At 64.7% G+C, this 17,231-nt stretch carries 13 protein-coding genes and 2 pseudogenes; 6 read left to right on the top strand and 9 right to left on the bottom strand.

What is annotated here, in order from left to right; genetic code table 11:
• Positions 1-381 precede the first annotated feature (381 nt).
• The 4 genes from A7D16_RS18300 to A7D16_RS24175 form a co-directional block, all read right to left on the bottom strand.
• On the bottom strand, positions 382-1,143 hold the full coding sequence (locus A7D16_RS18300; protein WP_064634687.1) for an ABC transporter permease: 762 nt from the start codon (positions 1,141-1,143) through the stop codon (positions 382-384).
• Positions 1,140-2,084: an ABC transporter ATP-binding protein gene (locus A7D16_RS18295; RefSeq protein WP_064634686.1), complete on the bottom strand. Its 945-nt coding sequence runs from the start codon at positions 2,082-2,084 to the stop codon at positions 1,140-1,142. Before A7D16_RS18295 ends, A7D16_RS18300 begins: the two co-directional genes overlap by 4 nt.
• A gap of 333 nt (positions 2,085-2,417) precedes the next feature.
• A complete protein-coding gene (locus A7D16_RS18290) occupies positions 2,418-4,055 on the bottom strand; it encodes a Na+/H+ antiporter (protein ID WP_064634685.1) in 1,638 nt (545 codons plus the stop codon).
• A gap of 167 nt (positions 4,056-4,222) precedes the next feature.
• The gene (locus A7D16_RS24175; protein WP_239687041.1) at positions 4,223-4,951 is read right to left on the bottom strand and encodes a hypothetical protein; all 729 of its coding nucleotides are present in this window, start codon (positions 4,949-4,951) and stop codon (positions 4,223-4,225) included.
• Between the two features lie 660 nt (positions 4,952-5,611).
• Between A7D16_RS24175 and A7D16_RS18280 the strand changes: the two genes are divergently transcribed.
• Complete coding sequence (locus tag A7D16_RS18280) at positions 5,612-6,169, top strand: fasciclin domain-containing protein (protein ID WP_064634684.1); 558 nt, start codon at positions 5,612-5,614, stop codon at positions 6,167-6,169.
• 178 nt (positions 6,170-6,347) lie between these two features.
• Here the strand turns inward: A7D16_RS18280 and A7D16_RS18275 are convergent, their stop codons facing one another.
• From A7D16_RS18275 to A7D16_RS18260, 4 genes are all read right to left on the bottom strand, one after another.
• The gene (locus A7D16_RS18275; RefSeq protein WP_064634683.1) at positions 6,348-7,799 is read right to left on the bottom strand and encodes a UdgX family uracil-DNA binding protein; all 1,452 of its coding nucleotides are present in this window, start codon (positions 7,797-7,799) and stop codon (positions 6,348-6,350) included.
• 135 nt (positions 7,800-7,934) lie between these two features.
• Complete coding sequence (locus A7D16_RS18270) at positions 7,935-9,179, bottom strand: putative DNA modification/repair radical SAM protein (RefSeq protein WP_064634682.1); 1,245 nt, start codon at positions 9,177-9,179, stop codon at positions 7,935-7,937.
• A 379-nt stretch (positions 9,180-9,558) separates the two neighbouring features.
• Positions 9,559-10,377 carry a dioxygenase family protein gene (locus A7D16_RS18265; protein WP_064634681.1) on the bottom strand — a complete coding sequence of 273 codons (819 nt, stop codon included), beginning with the start codon at positions 10,375-10,377 and terminating at the stop codon, positions 9,559-9,561.
• Entirely contained in the window at positions 10,374-10,799 is a 426-nt protein-coding gene (locus tag A7D16_RS18260; protein ID WP_064634680.1) for a DoxX family protein, read from the bottom strand. The genes A7D16_RS18265 and A7D16_RS18260 overlap by 4 nt, the downstream gene beginning before the upstream one ends.
• Positions 10,800-10,833: 34 nt before the next feature.
• Here A7D16_RS18260 and A7D16_RS18255 point away from each other — a divergent pair.
• The 5 genes and pseudogenes from A7D16_RS18255 to A7D16_RS18235 form a co-directional block, all read left to right on the top strand.
• A pseudogene (locus A7D16_RS18255) lies at positions 10,834-11,587 on the top strand (substrate binding domain-containing protein); the annotation flags it as partial.
• A 133-nt stretch (positions 11,588-11,720) separates the two neighbouring features.
• Entirely contained in the window at positions 11,721-12,290 is a 570-nt protein-coding gene (locus tag A7D16_RS18250; protein WP_064634679.1) for a flavodoxin family protein, read from the top strand.
• A gap of 140 nt (positions 12,291-12,430) precedes the next feature.
• Complete coding sequence (locus A7D16_RS18245; RefSeq protein WP_064634678.1) at positions 12,431-13,426, top strand: aldo/keto reductase; 996 nt, start codon at positions 12,431-12,433, stop codon at positions 13,424-13,426.
• Between the two features lie 312 nt (positions 13,427-13,738).
• Positions 13,739-14,434: a glycosyltransferase gene (locus A7D16_RS18240; RefSeq protein ID WP_064634677.1), complete on the top strand. Its 696-nt coding sequence runs from the start codon at positions 13,739-13,741 to the stop codon at positions 14,432-14,434.
• A 149-nt stretch (positions 14,435-14,583) separates the two neighbouring features.
• Positions 14,584-16,653 (top strand): M13 family metallopeptidase, encoded by a 2,070-nt coding sequence (locus tag A7D16_RS18235; RefSeq protein WP_064634688.1) that lies wholly within the window; start codon positions 14,584-14,586, stop codon positions 16,651-16,653.
• A 430-nt stretch (positions 16,654-17,083) separates the two neighbouring features.
• Here A7D16_RS18235 and A7D16_RS22680 read toward each other — a convergent pair.
• Positions 17,084-17,231, bottom strand: a pseudogene (locus A7D16_RS22680) (IS110 family transposase); the annotation flags it as partial.

Raw genomic sequence — 17,231 nt, 5'->3', positions numbered from 1 at the left:
CCACCGCCTTGAGCGAGATTGAGGTCTTGCAGGCCTCCTTGGCGACCTGAAGTTTGAAGCGTGCATCATATCGATTCATGAAATCCTCGGAGTTGGACGGGGTGTCCAACTTCCGGGGGTCACTTCATGGATGGGTTAACGGCGTGTCCCGCAAGCGGTGAGGGCACCGCGCCCTCGACCGACGCTGCGCCTTTGCAGGGCCCTTGCCCGCCCACCATCGCAGGACACGCCGTGAATCCGTCCCTGGAGGCTCTGGCGCGGCATCCATGCCGCTCAAGGTCCCGCGACGGCGGGCGGGCAAGGACCAGTCACGTGGGTCGGTGCGCATGGCTTTCAATCAAACAGCCAGCAAGCGGTGAGGACACCGCACAGGCGACCCACTCACGCCTTGAGCCGGTAGCCGCTGCGGAAGATCGCTGCCACCACGCCCAGGCACACCAGCAGGAACAGGAACGTCATGCCGGTGCTCACCGCGATATGCACGTCGGCCTTGCCGTAGAAACTCCAGCGGAACCCGCTGATCAGGTACACCACCGGGTTGAACAGTGTGACCTTCTGCCATAGCGGCGGCAGCATGTTGATCGAATAGAAACTGCCGCCCAGGAAGGTCAACGGCGTCACCACCATCAGCGGAATCACCTGCAGTTTCTCGAACCCGTCGGCCCAGATGCCGATGATGAAACCGAACAGGCTGAAGGTCAGCGCGGTGAGCACCAGAAAGCCCAGCATCCACACCGGATGTGCAATCTCGTACGGCACGAACAGTCGCGCGGTGAGCAGGATCAGCAAGCCCAGCAACACCGACTTGGTGGCGGCCGCGCCGACATAGCCGATCACGATCTCCCACCACGCCACCGGCGCGGACAGTACTTCGTAGATGGTGCCGGCCCAGCGCGGCATGTAGATGCCGAACGAGGCGTTGGAAATGCTCTCGTTGAGCAAGGACAGCATCACCAACCCGGGAATGATGAAAGCACCGTAGCTGATGCCGTCGATATCGCCCATGCGCGAACCGATCGCCGCGCCGAATACCACGAAGTACAGCGAAGTCGACAACACCGGCGAGGCGATCGACTGGGTGAGCGTGCGGAACGCGCGCGCCATTTCGAAACGGTAGATCGCCGCAATCGCATGCAGGTTCATGCGCGCAGCTCCTGTTGGCGGGCGCCATGCACCAGGTCGACGAAGATCTCTTCCAGCGAACTCTCGCTGGAGTGCAGGTCCTTGAAGTCGATGCCCTGCTCGTTGAGACGGCGCAGCACCGCGCCGATGCCGGTCTGCTCGGCCTGGGTGTCGAAGGTGTAGATCAGGGTATTGCCGTCGGCGGCCAACTCCAGCGGCAGATCGGCCAGGGCGGCGGGCAACGACTGCAACGGCGTCTGCAGGCTCAGCGTGAGCTGCTTCTTGCCGAGCTTGCGCATCAGCGTGTGCTTGTCTTCCACCAGCACCAGCTCGCCGCGGTTGATGACACCGACGCGGTCGGCCATGTCTTCGGCCTCCTCGATGTAATGGGTGGTCAGAATCACCGTGGTGCCCTGCTCGCGCAGCCGCCGCACCATCTGCCACATGTCGTGGCGCAGCTCTACGTCCACACCGGCAGTGGGCTCGTCGAGAAACAGGATGCGCGGTTCGTGCGCCAGTGCCTTGGCGATCAGCACGCGCCGCTTCATGCCGCCGGACAGCGTGGAGATCTTGTTGTTGCGCTTCTCCCACAAGGAGAGCTCGCGCAGGATGGTTTCCAGATACTGCGGATTGGCCGGCTTGCCGAACAGGCCGCGACTGAAACGCACCGTGGCCCACACCGTTTCGAACGCGTCGGTGGCCAGTTCCTGCGGCACCAGACCGATGCTGGCACGTGCGGCGCGATAGTCGCGCACGATGTCGTGCCCGTCGGCCAGTACGGTGCCGGTGCTGGGGTTGATCAGCCCGCAGATGATGCTGATCAAGGTGGTCTTGCCGGCGCCGTTGGGGCCGAGCAGCGCGAAGATCTCGCCGCGCTGGATCTCAAGATCCACCTGCTTGAGTGCCTGAAAACCGCCAGCGTAGGTCTTGCTCAAGCCCTGGATGGAAACGATCGAAGTCATGGGTCTGGCAGGGGAACGATAAGCGCCACAGGGTAGGCGCTGCGCCGTGACGAGGGGAGGGGGATAGATGGGATGGTGTCTCTCCACGCGCGCCGAGCAGCGCCAGCGAACTCAGCTGCGCATGCACGCTGCGTCCTGGTGTTGGCGCATCTGCTGCGATGATCAGTCGGAAGACATACCGCTGTTAGGCGGCGATGTCCAGATACAAGAAGCGCGCTTGCGCGCGATGGGGCGTTGGCGGGAAAGCCCTATCGCGCGCAAGCGCGCTCCTACACAACCACGGCCGCACGCGCGCCATGGCTTTTACGAATCCCGATTCCCGAATCCCGGCCCTCAAGCGCGCTTGCGCGACTCGATCAGATCCAGATTGCGCACCAACCGCCGCGACAGGTCGTCGGAAATCTCGCGGCGGCGCGCGAGCTTGAACAGCTCGTTGCGCTCGGCCACCAACGCCGCATGCCGGAACTGGCGCAGCGCCTGTTCGTAGGCACCGGCCTCTTCCGGATCGGTCTCGGCCATGTCCACCGCACCCAACTTGCGCTGATAGCGCTGACTGACCTGGTTGGCCGCTGCGTTGTAGCGCTCGGCATGCTTGCTGCCGTCCACCAACCGCTGACGCAGCTTTTCCACGGCCTCCAGCGCGGCCTGCGAAGCGGCTTTCACGGCCAGATCTTCCTTGAGCTGCTCGTCTTCTTCTTCCGGCAATTCCAGCCCGCGCAGCAGCGGTGGCAAGGCCACGCTGGCCACCAGCAACGACACCAGAATCACCGAGGCCGCCAGGAAGATCGCCAACTGCCGGGCCGGAAACGGCGAGCCGTCTTCCAGCATCAACGGCAGCGTGAGCACGCCGGCCAGGGTGATTGCGCCGCGCACGCCGGCCAGCGACACCGCCACCACGATGCGCCACGGCGGGCTGACATGCGCCTCGCCGCGCCGCTGCGCCTTGAAAATATTCCAGCGCAGCGACAGGAACACCCACACGAAGCGCAGCGCCATCAGGCTGGCGCTGATGGTGGCCACATACACCGCCAGCCACCACGGATTGAGGTGCCCGGCCTCCTGCACGCTGCGCACCGCACCGTCCAGGATGCCCGGCAACTGCTCGCCCAGCAGCACGAAGATGATGCCGTTGAAGGTGAACTGCACCGTGTCCCATACCGCCGAACGCTGCAGGCGCATGTTGCCCGGCGCATTGCCGGCCATTTCCACATAACTCATGGTGACGCCGGCGGCCACCGCGGCCAGGATGCCCGAGGCGTGGAAGGCTTCGGCCAGCAGATACGCTGCGAACGGGGTCAACAGATTGACCAGGATCGCCGAACCCGGCTCTTCGCCGAAATGCCGCCAGATCCATGCCTGGATGCGGCTCAAACCGAACGTGGTGGCCACACCCAGCGCCAGCCCGGCCAGCGCCACCCACAAAAACGTCAGCGAGGCGGTGGCGATGGAGAAGGTGCCGGTCAGCACCGCGGCCACCGCGAACTGGAAGCAGACCAGCCCGGAGGCGTCGTTGAGCAGCGACTCGCCTTCCAGGATGTGCATCAGCCGCTTGGGGATCGGCACCTTGGAGGCGATCGAGGACACCGCCACCGGGTCGGTCGGCGAGATGATCGCCGCCAGTGCGAAGGCCACCGCCAGCGGCATGGCCGGAATCAACCAATGGATCAACAAGCCCGCGCCGACCACGGTGAACACCACCAGGCCCAGCGCCAGCTCAAGAATCGCCGCCTTGTCGCGGAACAGGCCTTGCTTGGGAATCCGCCAGCCGTCCAGGAACAGCAGCGGCGGCAGGAACAACAGGAAGAACAATTCCGGTTCCAATTCGTGCCCCGCATCGAACACGCCGGCGACCACCGCGCCCAGCGCAATCTGGACCAGCGGCAACGGCAGCGAGAACGGCAGGATGCGGATCAGATAACCGCTGGCCGCGACCGCCAGCAACATGGCGAGGACGACATCGATCGAATGCATGAAAAACCCGGAAGAAGAACGGTATGCGCGTGCGGCATCGCATCGTGCAGCGCACAACAACGCGCCGAAGGGAACATACCGGTTTGCAGGCGACGATGAAACCTCCGCGCCGGCGTGACTGCGCCGCGCTACGCAGGCAGGTCCATCGCGCGCGTTGGACGCAGCCGCTAGTGCTGATCGCTGGCGATCAGGCCCTGCTGCATACGCTGCCGGATGGACAGGCCATCCACCTGACAATGCGGCGTTGATTCGCCAAACCAGCGCCATGCCGGGGCACCTGCTGCAATTGCGGCGGCGGGGAGATGCAACGCGGTCAGCTGTTGTGCACGTGCCTGTTCGCATGCGACTTCGCTGGCCGGGTGGCCTCGACCGGGACCAGATGGCCCTTCATGGAGCTTCAGCCTGGAATCGTCGTGACTCACCGTCACCTTGACCGTCTTGGGCTGTTTCTTGAACGCATACGGCCACTGCGCGCCGACCATTTCCTGCCCGACCTTCTGGCCGTTGCTGTCTTCAACCAGCTTGATGTGCACGGGGTAATTACCTGCACCGCCGTTGCCTGCATCGTTCGCATCGACCACGTCGAGATGCGCCTTCGAAAACGCCAGCGTCGATGCACCGCCATCCTTAAAATTGGTACTGTCGTCGAAGCCCGGATTCTTGTAGCGATGGGTCAACAGGATCACTGGCATAGGAACCCCGGAGCCGCCATGATTGGGAATCGTCACCGTGGCCACGCGTGCGCCATCCACGGTGAAGTCCCACTCGCCCGGAACGCTCCAGCGCTGACCTGTTCGATAGATATCGTCTGCAGGAACCGGCGCTGTGGCTGAGGGCGCATACCTTGGCGTCGGCGTGACAGCTGCTGCTTGTGCAGTAACCAACACTGTCAGCATGCCTGCTGCCAGCCATGCGGCAGCAGCACCCGGTTGTATTGGCTCTTTTTCGACTTCGTGTTTTACAGCCTCTCAGCCGTGTTCATTGCGCAAGCGCGAGCAAGATAGTTGCACTGTGCGGGCGTGCTTTTGCCAACAGCGAACATGCGTGCAGCATTTGGATGCTCGAGCGCTCGCTCCGACACGATGGACTTGGTGATGTACTCATCGCGCCCTCGCTTCTGCACACCGACCAACTCGACTGGCCCTTGCCCGCTCACCGCCGCGGGACCTTGAGCGGCATGGATGCCGCGCCAGAGCTACAGGGACGTACTTGCGCCGCGTCCTGCGATGGTGGGTGGGCAAGGGCCCTGCAGCAAACGCAAAGTTGTCGAATGCGCAGCGCCCTCACCGCGCCAGTCAATTCGCTGGATGCGTGTTGAGAACGCTGCATTTCGCCAAGTGGATTTTCATCTGTCAGTTGGCATCGTTGCCATTGTCGATCGAACAGACGCATCGCATCGCGTCCTTTCCGCAGTGATGACACGAAAGATATGGAGTGACGCTGCAATGCAGCACGGCCATGTGAAAAACACGTGATGCATCCGCGCCGCATCCAGGCGCGTATCCAGCATCACGATTGCCATCCAGGCGATCGCTTACCCAAAGGATCGATGCCTCATGAAGACCTCATTCCAGTCGCTTGCCGTTGCCACCGCCATTGCCCTGACCAGCGCGATGGCCCCCGCCTACGCTGCGTCCAATCCGACCGTTGGCGGCGCGCCGATGTTGGTGACCAAGGATATTGTCGACAACGCGGTCAACTCCAAGGACCACACCACGTTGGTGGCTGCCGTCAAAGCGGCCGGTCTGGTCGACACGCTGAAGGGCCCGGGTCCGTTCACCGTGTTCGCGCCCACCAATGCGGCCTTCTCTGCACTGCCGGCTGGCACCGTGGACACCTTGCTCAAGCCCGAATCCAAGCCGACGCTGACCAAGGTGCTGACCTATCACGTGGTGCCGGGCAAGGTGGATGCCGCCTCGCTGATCGCCAAGATCAAGGCCGGCGGCGGTAGTGCCGCGCTGACCACCGTGCAGGGTGAACCGCTTACCGCAAAGCTCAATGGCAAGAAGGTCACCATTACCGACGTCAAGGGCAATACCGCCAACGTCACCATCGCCGATGTCATGCAGAGCAATGGCGTGATCCACGTGGTGGACAAGGTATTGATGCCGTAATTGCCTGCAGTTGCAGCGCGATGCCTCCTTGCTGAGGTGTGTACGGAGTGACCGGCGTGCCGGTCGCTCCGTTTGGTGTGCTGATTCTCCGACACCGTGCGCGTGCATTTGTACGCGTATTTTTTTGCCTGTATTTCGGCCTGGAGCGGCTAGTAAAACGGAGCGGGTCCTTTTTTAACTACTCTTGCTTTTCGTTTTCGAATGCTGGTTCCGGCGGCTGCGGTGGGCTCAATAACTGACGCAGATCTTCGACAAATCCGCGATAGCCTTCTTCGCGTGCATCCGTCGATGGCTGGCGCAACACCCAGGACGGATGCACCGTGGTCAGCACCGGCGTGCCGTCATCCAGACGCTGCCACTGCCCGCGTTGCTGCATCAATCGAAAACCGCTGCCCAACACCGCTTGTGCTGCAGTTGCGCCCAGACACACGATCTGCGCCGGGCGCAGCTGTGCGCGTTCCGCGTGCAACCATCCACTGCATGCCTGCACATGCGCGCGCTCCGGGTTGCGATGCAGCCGCCGCTTGCCGCGTTGCTCGAAGCGGAAATGCTTGACCGCGTTGGTCACATAGACCGTGGCGCGATCGATTCCGATCTCGCCCAGCGCCATGTTGAACAGGCGCCCGGCCGGCCCGACGAATGGACGCCCGCTCAGATCCTCTTCGTCGCCCGGCTGCTCGCCGATCACCATCACCGATGCATCGTTCGGACCTTCGCCGAACACCGTCTGCGTTGCCGGTTGCCACAACGCGCAACGCCGGCAATCGCGCGCGGCCACGCGCAACTGCGCCAGGCTTTGCGTGGCCACTTCCGGGACCGGCGCAGGCGCCACCGGCACCCGCCGCCGCACCGGCTCGGGCGCGCGCTCGGCCATCTCGCGCACCCGCACGCCGGCTTCGCGGATCAGCTCCGGCAACAGCGCCGCTTCGGGCAGGTTTTTCCAGTACTTCTGCGGCATTTCCTGCCGCATCATGGTCGGGTTGAGCCGCGCCGGATTGAAGATATGCGCGTAATAGGTGCGCCACAGTGTTTCCTGCGCATCGTCGGCCGGCACTTGGGTGCGCACCGCACCCTCGCCGAACGTCAACGCCTCGCCATCCCAGCGCACGCTGCGATACGGAGTCAGAATCGCCCAGCGCATTCCAGCGAAACGGCGCGCGAAAAACGGCGCCACCCGATCCACGATCCAGTGCTCAGGTTCGAACCACGCCACGAAGTCTTCTTCTTCGCCGGGCAAGCGGCGAAAGCGTACGAAGGCCTTCATCTTGTGGGTATCGCGCTGCACCGCTTTTTGCCATTGCGCCACCCGATGCACATCGACATCGGTTGCCCGCTCCAGCAACGCGCGCTCACCGGACGCCAACCGCCACAACAGCCGATACAACACCGCATAGCGCTGCGGATCCCGATGACACAGCACCGCACCCGCCATCTGCAAGAACTCCGCCGACACCCGCGGCGCGGCAACCACCGCCGGCAAATCCAGCAACCCCTGCCCCATCAACAACCCGCCCTGCACTCCCCCATTCCACGCAATGGAATCAGGCTCCACCTGCGCACACCACCCCGCCCGCGCCAGCGCACGCCACCCTTCCAGACTCCAACCGGGTTCTACTTCAGCGCTGAACATCGTTGACACCTGACCTCTCAATTCTCGCCATCGCCATCGCTCTACTGGCGGCGCCAAGGACTTTCCAACGCTGCGTGCGGCCGTACCCTCATCCGCCCTTCGGGCACCTTCTCCCGACGGGAGAAGGGACAGGCGTCACTCGAACAGACTGGCCTGGCGCGGCGCGGGTGCCAATTGCGCGCGCAACCGCACCGGGTCGTCCAGTCGTTGCCGCGGATGGTGATCCAGCACGCTCACGAACGGCAGCAGCTTTTTCATCGGCACGCGCAGCCGCGCCAGGTCGCCTACGCGCAGGCGCGCATGCCGGCGCGACAGCAACAAGCGCTCCACGTTACGCGTGCCCAGGCCCGGCACGCGCAGCAGCATCTCGCGCGGCGCCACGTTCAAATCCACCGGAAAGCGCTCCGGGTTGCGTAGTGCCCATGCCAGCTTGGGATCCACGTCCAGATCGAGCATGCCGCTGGACTGCGCCGGCGCAATTTCCTCCACGCTGAAGTCGTAGAAGCGCAGCAACCAATCGGCCTGATACAGCCGGTGTTCGCGCTGCAACGGCGGTGCCTGCAGTGGCAACTTGGACGAGGCATCCGGGATCGGGCTAAAGGCCGAGTAGTACACCCGGCGCATGCGGTAATTGCCGTACAGATTGTGGCTGGTGTCCAGAATGCTGCGGTCGTTGGCATCGTCGGCGCCGACGATCATCTGTGTGCTCTGCCCGGCCGGTGCAAACCGTGGCGGCTTGGCGCGGCGCACTTTTTCGGCCTTGCGCTCAAGCTGATTTTCTTCGATGCGCCAGCGCAGCTCGCCCATTGCCGAGCGGATACCGCCCACGCTCTTTTCCGGCGCCAGCAGTGTCAGGCCCTGCTCGGTGGGCAACTCCACGTTGATGCTCAAGCGGTCGGCATAGCGCCCGGCCGCGGCCAGCAATTCCGGCGTTGCATCGGGGATGGTCTTGAGATGGATGTAGCCGGCGAAGTGATGCACCTCGCGCAGCTGCCGCGCCACTTCCACCAGCTGCTCCATGGTGTAGTCGGAGTTGCGGATGATGCCGCTGGACAGGAACAGGCCTTCGATGTAATTGCGCTTGTAGAAATCCAGCGTGAGCGTGACCACTTCTTCCGGCGTGAAGCGCGCGCGGCGCACGTTGCTGGACACGCGATTGACGCAATACGCGCAATCGAAGATGCAGAAGTTGGTCAGCAGGATTTTCAACAGCGACACGCAGCGGCCATCGGGCGTGTACGAGTGGCAAATGCCCATGCCCTCGGTGCTGCCGATCCCGCCGGTGCCGAGCGAATTGCGCTTGTTGGCGCCACTGGAGGCGCAGGAGGCGTCGTATTTTGCGGCGTCGGCGAGGACGGCGAGCTTGTCGAGGATTTTCACGCGGGCAGCATGCAGCGGCGGCGTCTCAGCCTATGAGATTGCGCCGCACCCGATCGTGAATGCTTCAGAGCACTAGCCGGTAGCACCTGCCGTCACGGCACACGCCTGGCCGCCCCGTGCCGACACCGGGGCACCGGCCAGAGACCTGCCTGCAGGCCCATGGTGGCACCGCGATCTTGGCGCCCTGGCAGCTCGACCAGGGCGCTTGCTGCTGGCAGCAACCTAATCTGTAGCACCGGCAATCACGTCAATCGGGTCGCCGCAAAACGCAATGCAGGCCGGGGCCTGAACCATCAGCCCGGTCAGCCTTGGCGGCACCGCGCAACCTTGGGCGAAATACCCCCAGCAGCGCAGTGCGACCTGCACTGGCGCACCGGCGCTATGCCGCAACCGGATCAGTCGGCGCCGCCCGGCCGTCGAAGCGGTAGATATCCATCGCCAGGAAACCCGCATCGATGCCGGCGTCGATGCGCTGCGCGCCGAGCCGGTCATCGCCAGCCGCGCCCATCGCCACGTACAGCGGCAGAAAATGTTCGTCGCTGGGATGCGCGCGTTCGGCATGCGGTGCCTGGCGGCGGTAGTCCAGCAGCGCGGAGATGTCGTTGTCGAGCAGCTTGCGCTCTGCCCATTCGATGAAGGGCCGCACGTACGGCGCTTCGCGCGCGTCGCTGTAGCCGTGGCGGAAGTCGTGCAGGTTGTGGGTGATGCTGCCCGAGCCGATCACCAGCACGCCGTCATCGCGCAACGGCGCCAGCGCGCGCCCTACCGCAAACTGGTGCGCGGGGCCAAGCTCGGGCTGGACCGACAGCGACACCACCGGAATGTCGGCGTCGGGATACAGCAGGCGCAGCGGCACCCAGACGCCGTGATCGAAGCCGCGCTGCGGGTCCAGATGCGGATGCAGGCCGGCCTGCTCCAGCCGGCGCACGATCTGCTGCGCCAGTGCCGCCTCGCCGGGCGCCGGGTAGTCCAGCTCGTACAGCGGCGCCGGGAAGCCGCCGAAGTCGTGGATGGTGGACGGCCGCACCGCACCGCTCACCAGCGGGCGACGGCCCAGCCAGTGCGCGCTGGCCACGACGATGGCGCGTGGCCGCGGCAGGGCCTGCCGCAATTCGGCCAGCCGCTCGCCGACCTGCCCCGGCTGCAGTGCAGTCATCGGCGAGCCGTGCGAGATATACAGGGAGGGCAGGCGGGTCATGGACAGCTCCTCGATGGATGAAACACAGCTCCGCGCGATGGCTTCACTGCGAATGCGCCGTCGCCAGGCAACGCCTGCACGATCAGCAACACCGCCCAGAGCGCCGGGTATTCCCAGCCGCCGCCCGGATTGGAGAAGCCGAACCCGTTGTCGCCATGCACGGCGACAACCGTGCCCAGCAGCACGTCCCGGCGCGCATAGGTGCCCAGCAGCAACAACACGCCCAGGCCGAACTCCAGCGTCATGCTGACGTACGCCAGCGCGCCGGGCAGGCCGAGCGACTGGAAATAGGCCGCGCTGCCAGCCGGGGTGAACACCAGCAGTTTGGTCAGACCATGCACCAGAAACAGCATACCCAGGCTGATGCGCAGCAAGGCCGCGCCATAGGCAACGGAACGTGGGGATGCAAGAGCGGCGGTCATGGGCAGACTCCGTTGAGGGCACATTGCAGCCTACCGCCGGGTCAGCCTGACCAGTGCCGGCAGCGCGTACTACCAGCGCTGCCTGCAACTGCTCGCCGATCTGGACGACCTGGAAGCCACCATCGGCGCGCAGGCGCTGGAGCCGGCGGGCGTGCTGCGGGTGAATGCACCGGTGAGTTACGGCATCGGGCGCCAGGGCGCCTTGCTGCCGGGCTTTCGCGCGCTACCCGCAGGTAGAGCCGGACCTGTCGCTGTCCGACCGCCTGGTCGAGATGGTCGACATGGTCGACATGGTCAAAGAAGGTTTCGATGTCGCCATCCGCATCACCCGCCAGCCGGCGCCGATGCTGATCGCACGCCAACTGGGCAAGCTGCGGCTGCTGCCGTGTGCCTCGCCTGCCTACCTGGCGCATGCAGGGACCCCGCAGCATCCCGCCGATCTGGCTGGCCACGAATGCCGGCTCTACCACTACGCGCCCGCCGGCGACGAGGTGCGCTTTCACGGGCTCCAGGGCGCCATCGACGTGCGCCTGCACGGCGGCCTGCGCGCCAACAATGGGCACGTGCTGAGCGCGGCTGCGCTGCCCGGGCAAGGCATCGTGATCCAGCCGGATTTCCCGGCCGAACCGCACATCGCCGCCTGGCGCCTGGTGCATATTCTTCCCGACTACGCACTGGGCGACATCGGTATCTTTGCGGTCTACGCCAGCCGCAGCCGCCTGGCGCCGAAGGTGCGCAGCTTCATCGATTACCTGGTCGCGGGCATGGCCGAGCCGGGGCCTGCTTGAGTAGTGAGCAAGCGCATCGCGCTTCGACAGGCATCGGCAACCGACCCCGGCAACAGTTCGTCCCGCGCGTGGTCATTCTGCTGTCGCGGTCGGTGTGTACACAATCCCCGCCCCCCGTTCAACAGGAGTGTCCATGAGCAAGATCGCCATTGTGTATTTCAGCGGCTACGGCCACACCGTCAAGCAGGCCGAAGCGGTGCATGCCGGCGCAGCCAGCGTTGGCGAGGCCACGCTGTACCGCATCGACCAGGACGGCAACCTGCCCGACGACGCCTGGGAAGCGATCAGTGCCGCCGACGCCATCATCTACGGCAGCCCCACCTACATGGGCGGGCCGGCGTGGCAATTCAAGAAATTTGCCGATGCCAGCTCCAAGCCGTGGTTTACCCAGGCGTGGAAGGACAAGATCGCGGCCGGCTTCACCAACTCGGCGTCCGTGAACGGCGACAAGGCCACCACCATCCAGTATTTCTGGACCCTGTCGCAGCAGCATGGCCAGATCTGGGTGGGCACCGGGCTGCCGCCAGCCAACACCAAGGCGCACGGCCCGCAGGACGTGAACTGGACCGGCGGCTGGGGCGGCGCACTGGCCATTTCGCCATCGGACGCATCGCCGGACGAAGCGCCGCGCGAAGGCGATCTGGAAACGGCCAGGCTGCTCGGCAAGCGCGTCGCCGAATACACCGCCAAGCTCAAGAGCTGACCGCAGCCCACAACAGCCCGCGGAATCCGGCAGCCTTGCCTGTTGAGTTCCGTAGGCTGCGCGTCAGTGCGCGGGCCACATCGCGCTAACGCCCGCCGCGCCATTGTTGCGCGATCTTTTTGCTGCACGAGTCCCCCACCATGCAAACCCGCACACTTGGCCGTTCCGGCCCCACCGTTTCGGCGCTCGGCCTTGGCTGCATGGGCATGAGCGCGTTCTATGGCGACCGCAGCGACGAGGCCGCGTCGATCGCGGTGATCCACCGCGCGCTCGACCGTGGCATCAGCCTGCTCGACACCGCCGACATGTACGGCCCGCATACCAATGAAGTGCTGGTCGGCAAGGCGATCGCTTCGCGCCGGCACGAAGTGTTCCTGGCCACCAAATTCGGCATCAAGCTCGACCCCAACGACCCGTCGGTGCGTGGCATCGATGGCAGCCCGGCGTACGTGCAATCCGCGTGCGAGGCCAGCCTGCGCCGGTTGGGGGTGGAGCATATCGATCTGTACTACCAGCACCGCGTCGATCCCAACGTGCCGATCGAAGACACCGTGGGTGCGATGGCGCGCCTGGTCGACCAGGGCAAGGTGCGCTTTCTCGGCTTGTCGGAAGCGGCCGCGGCCACCATTCGCCGTGCGCATGCGGTGCATCCCATCACCGCGGTACAGACCGAATATTCGTTGTGGTCGCGCGAGCCGGAAGACAACGGCGTGTTCGCCGCGGTGCGCGAACTCGGCATCGGGTTCGTGCCGTACTCGCCGCTGGGGCGCGGCTTTTTGACTGGCGCGTTTTCGTCGCCGGACGATTTCGATGCCGGCGATTACCGCCGCCATTCGCCGCGCTTTCAGGGCGACAACTTCACCCGCAACCTGCAGCTGGTGGAGCAGGTCAAGGCGATTGCTGCCGACAAGGACATCACGCCCGGGCAACTGGCACTGGCGTGGGTCCTGGCACAGGGCCAGGACCTGATTCCGATTCCGGGCACCAAGCGGCTGGCCTATCTGGAAGAAAACATCGGCGCGCTGGACGTGGCGCTGATGCCGGACGAACTGGCCCGCATCGATGCCATCTTCCCGCCCCAGGCTGCGGCCGGCACGCGCTATCCGGAAGCGATGATGGGTGCGGTCAACCGCTGAGCCAACGCCGCGTGGTTGCACATCGGCCACGCGGCCGCTGGCTCGGGGCATTTGCAGGTCTGACTGACCTCGATGGCTCGGTTGCTCACGTCCAGGCGCGGTGGCGTCCCTTTCCGCAGCGATCGCGATGCGCAAGCGCTGGCGCACGCCGCCGCAGGTTCCTGCGTAGGCATCGAGGTGGCTGCACGCCCGGGCAAGGCACGCAACCGTCGCGCTCGCTTCGGCGCCGCGTCACCGGGCTGACCGCGTGTACTCACGCCGCCGCATCGTCTGCGCTTGCACACTCGGCAGCACTCCACACCGCGTACGCCCATGCTGTCCTTCGTGATCCCCGCCCATGACGAAGCCGCGCTGATCGGCGACACGCTGCAGTGCCTGCATGCCTGCGCGCAGGCCATGCAGCTGGACTACGAGGTGATTGTGGTGGCGGATGCCTGCGCAGATGACACCGCCGTCATCGCGCGCAGCAATGGTGCGCAGGTCCTGGAAGTGCAATTGCGGCATATAGCCGCCACCCGCAACGCCGGCGCGCAGGCCGCACACGGCGAGCGCCTGCTGTTTCTGGATGCCGACACCTTGATCAACCCGCAGGTGGTTGGCGCGGCGCTGGATGCGCTGGATGCCGGCGCGGTGGGCGGCGGTGCGCAGGTGCATCTGCAGGGCAAACGCGTGTGGTCAGAGCGCGCAGCGCAAGCGATGTTTGGCTGGTTTTTTCGTGTTTCCGGCATTGCGCCGGGGTGCTTCCTGTTCTGCACGCGCGTGGCATTCGTCAGCGCCGGCGGCTTCGATACGCGTTATTACGCCGGCGAAGATGTGGCCCTGAGCCGGGCGCTGGCGCGCTGCGGGCGCTTTGTGATCTTGCGCCAGACCGTGCACACCTCCGACCGCAAGTTGCGCAGCTTTTCCAAGCGCGAACACCTTGGTCTGCTGCTGCGGTTTCTATGGCGTGGGCGGCGCATGTTGCAGACCCGCGATGCGCTCGGTTTCTGGTATCAGCGCCGGCGCTGAACCGAGCGTGTCCGCAACACCCCGATCCGCAGTGGAGCCTGCCCTCGAGCCGGCACATGACACCGCAGGCCACTTACACTGTGCTGCCTGTCTCGGTATACGAGTTACGCCGCATGGCTTCCTTGCATCGCCTCGTCCTGATCGCTGCCATCTCTGCTGCGCTGCTGACCACCGCCGCGTGTCACCGCGATGGCGTGGCACCGGCCGCGAGCACGCACGCAACCCCGCCCCCCAGTACGCCCAAGCTCGGCAATTTCGGCTTCGATGTTGCCGGCATGGACCGCAGCGTGGCGCCGGGAGACGACTTCTTCGATTACGCCAGCGGTAACTGGGTCAAGACCACACAGATTCCCAAAGACCGCTCCAGCTTCAACAGCTTCGTCGCCATCGCCATCGAGACCGAGCGGCATAGCCGCGACATCATCGAAGGCGCTGCCGCCAACGACCGCGTCACTGGCGAAGACAAGCAGATCGGCGACTACTACGCCGCCTACATGGACGAAGCCAGCATCGAAGCCAAGGGCGTGCGCCCGGTGCAGCCGGAACTGGATGCGATCGCCCAGCTCGACGACAAGCAGGCGCTGGCGCGCACCCTGGGCGGCCAGCTGCGTGCCGACGTGGATCTGCTCAATTCCACCAATTTCTACACCGACCGGCTGTTCGGCCTGTGGGTGTCGCAGGATCTGCATCACCCTGACCGCTATGTGCCGTATCTGGTGCAAGGCGGCCTGGGCATGCCGGAGCGCAGTTTCTATCTCGACGGCGGGCGCATGGCGCGGCTGCGCGATGCCTACCGCACGCACATCGTCACGCTGCTGGAGCTGGCCGGCATCGGCGATGCGCAGGCCAGGGCCGAGCGCATCCTGGCACTGGAAACCGCCATGGCGCATGTGCACGCCACCGCCGAGCAGACCAACAACGTGCAGGCCGGCGCCAATGCCTGGAAACAGGCCGATTTCGTGCGCAATGCCCCGGGCCTGGACTGGACGCTGTTCTTCGATGCAGCCGGTTTGAACGCACAGCAGGACTTCATCGCGTGGCAGCCGCGCGCGGTGAGCGGATTGTCGGCGCTGGTGCACTCCGAGCCGCTGCAGACCTGGAAGGATTATCTGGCCTTCCGCGCGCTGGACCGCGCCTCGCCGTATCTGTCCAAGGCCTTCGCCGACGAGCGCTTCGCGTTCTACGGCACCACCCTGGAAGACACCCCGCAGCAGCGTCAGCGCTGGAAACGCGGCATCGACGCGACCAACGCAGCCCTGGGCGAAGCGGTTGGCAAGCGCTATGTGCAGAAGTACGTCAGCGCGCAGACCAAGACGCGGGCCGAAGAGATGGTCAAGAACATCATCACCGCGTTCGGCAAGCGCATCGATGCGCTGGGATGGATGAGCGCCGAGACCAAGCAGCACGCCAAGGCCAAGATCGCCGGTTTGACGGTGGCGGTGGGCTACCCGGACACCTGGCGCGACTACAGCGCGCTGGAGGTGCGTCGCGACGATGCACTGGGCAATGTGCAACGCGCCCAGCTGTTCGAGTACCGCCGCAACCTGGCCAAGCTCGGCAAGGCGGTCGATCACCACGAGTGGTACCTGTTGCCGCAGGAGGTCAACGCGCTGAATGTACCGCTGGAAAATCGCCTGCTCTTCCCGGCAGCGATCCTGCAGCCGCCGTTCTTCGACCCGGCTGCCGACGATGCGGTGAACTACGGTGCGATCGGCGCGGTGATCGGGCACGAAATCAGCCACAGCTTCGACAACATGGGCGCGTTGTTCGACGAACATGGCAAGCTGCACAACTGGTGGACGCCGCAGGACCTGAAGAAGTTCGAGAGCGCCGGCAACGCGTTGGCCGCGCAGTTCAGTGCCTACAAACCGTTCGACGATTTGTCGGTCAACGGCAAACTGACGTTGGGCGAAAACATCGCCGACGTCGCGGGCCTGGCCACTGCCTACGATGCCTACCAGTTGTCGCTGCAGGGCAAGCAGCCGCAGACCATCGACGGTTTCAGCCCGGATCAGCGCTTTTTCCTGGGCTTTGCGCAAGCCTGGCGCGGCAAGTACCGCGACGCAGCGCTGCGCAATGTCGTGCTCACCGACGTGCACGCCCCCGGCCGCTTCCGCGCGCAAACCGTACGCAATCTGGATGCGTGGTATCCGGCCTTCGACGTGACCCAGGACCAGCAGCTGTATCTGGGGCCTGAGCAGCGGGTCAAGATCTGGTAGTTGTTGGTGCTGGTTGCTGCAGGGCTGTTTGGACTGATCGCTGCAGAGCTACTGTTCAACACTGGTGCTATCGCGTGACTGATACGCGTGTCTGCTGCGCAGTTCTTCGCTGCTAGGACTGGTCTGGTGTTGAAGGTTGAGTGACATCGCCACGGGATCGGGCGTGACATGAGACGCCGCTAAGCTTTATGCGTGCATGTTATTGCTGTTGCTGTTGCTGTTGCTGTTGTTGCTGTTGCTGTTGTTGCTGTTGTTGCTGTTGCTGTTGCTGTTGCTGCTGTACCGGTTCTCAGCACGAAGTGATCAGCGCAGCACTTACGATTCCTGTGCTGGCTTGCCTGCTTCGAGACCCGTGACGCCTGGGCTGCCGCTCGACGTGCGCCCTACCCTCACCCCAACCCCTCTCCCGAGGGGAGAGCAACTGTCTTGATCAACTGGCGGCGCTAGCCGCCAGTTGATCTCGCATCTTGGCGTTGAGGATGACCAATAATTTGCGCATCGCCGCCACGAGGGCGACCTTGCCCGCTTTGCCCTGCGTGCGTAGCCGCTGGTAAAACTCGCGCAGGGCCGGGTTGAAG

The organism is Xanthomonas nasturtii, from assembly GCF_001660815.1.
GTDB lineage: Bacteria > Pseudomonadota > Gammaproteobacteria > Xanthomonadales > Xanthomonadaceae > Xanthomonas > Xanthomonas nasturtii.
The sequence above is the reverse complement of the archived record's forward strand: the minus strand, read 5'-3'. Positions and strand labels throughout refer to the sequence as shown.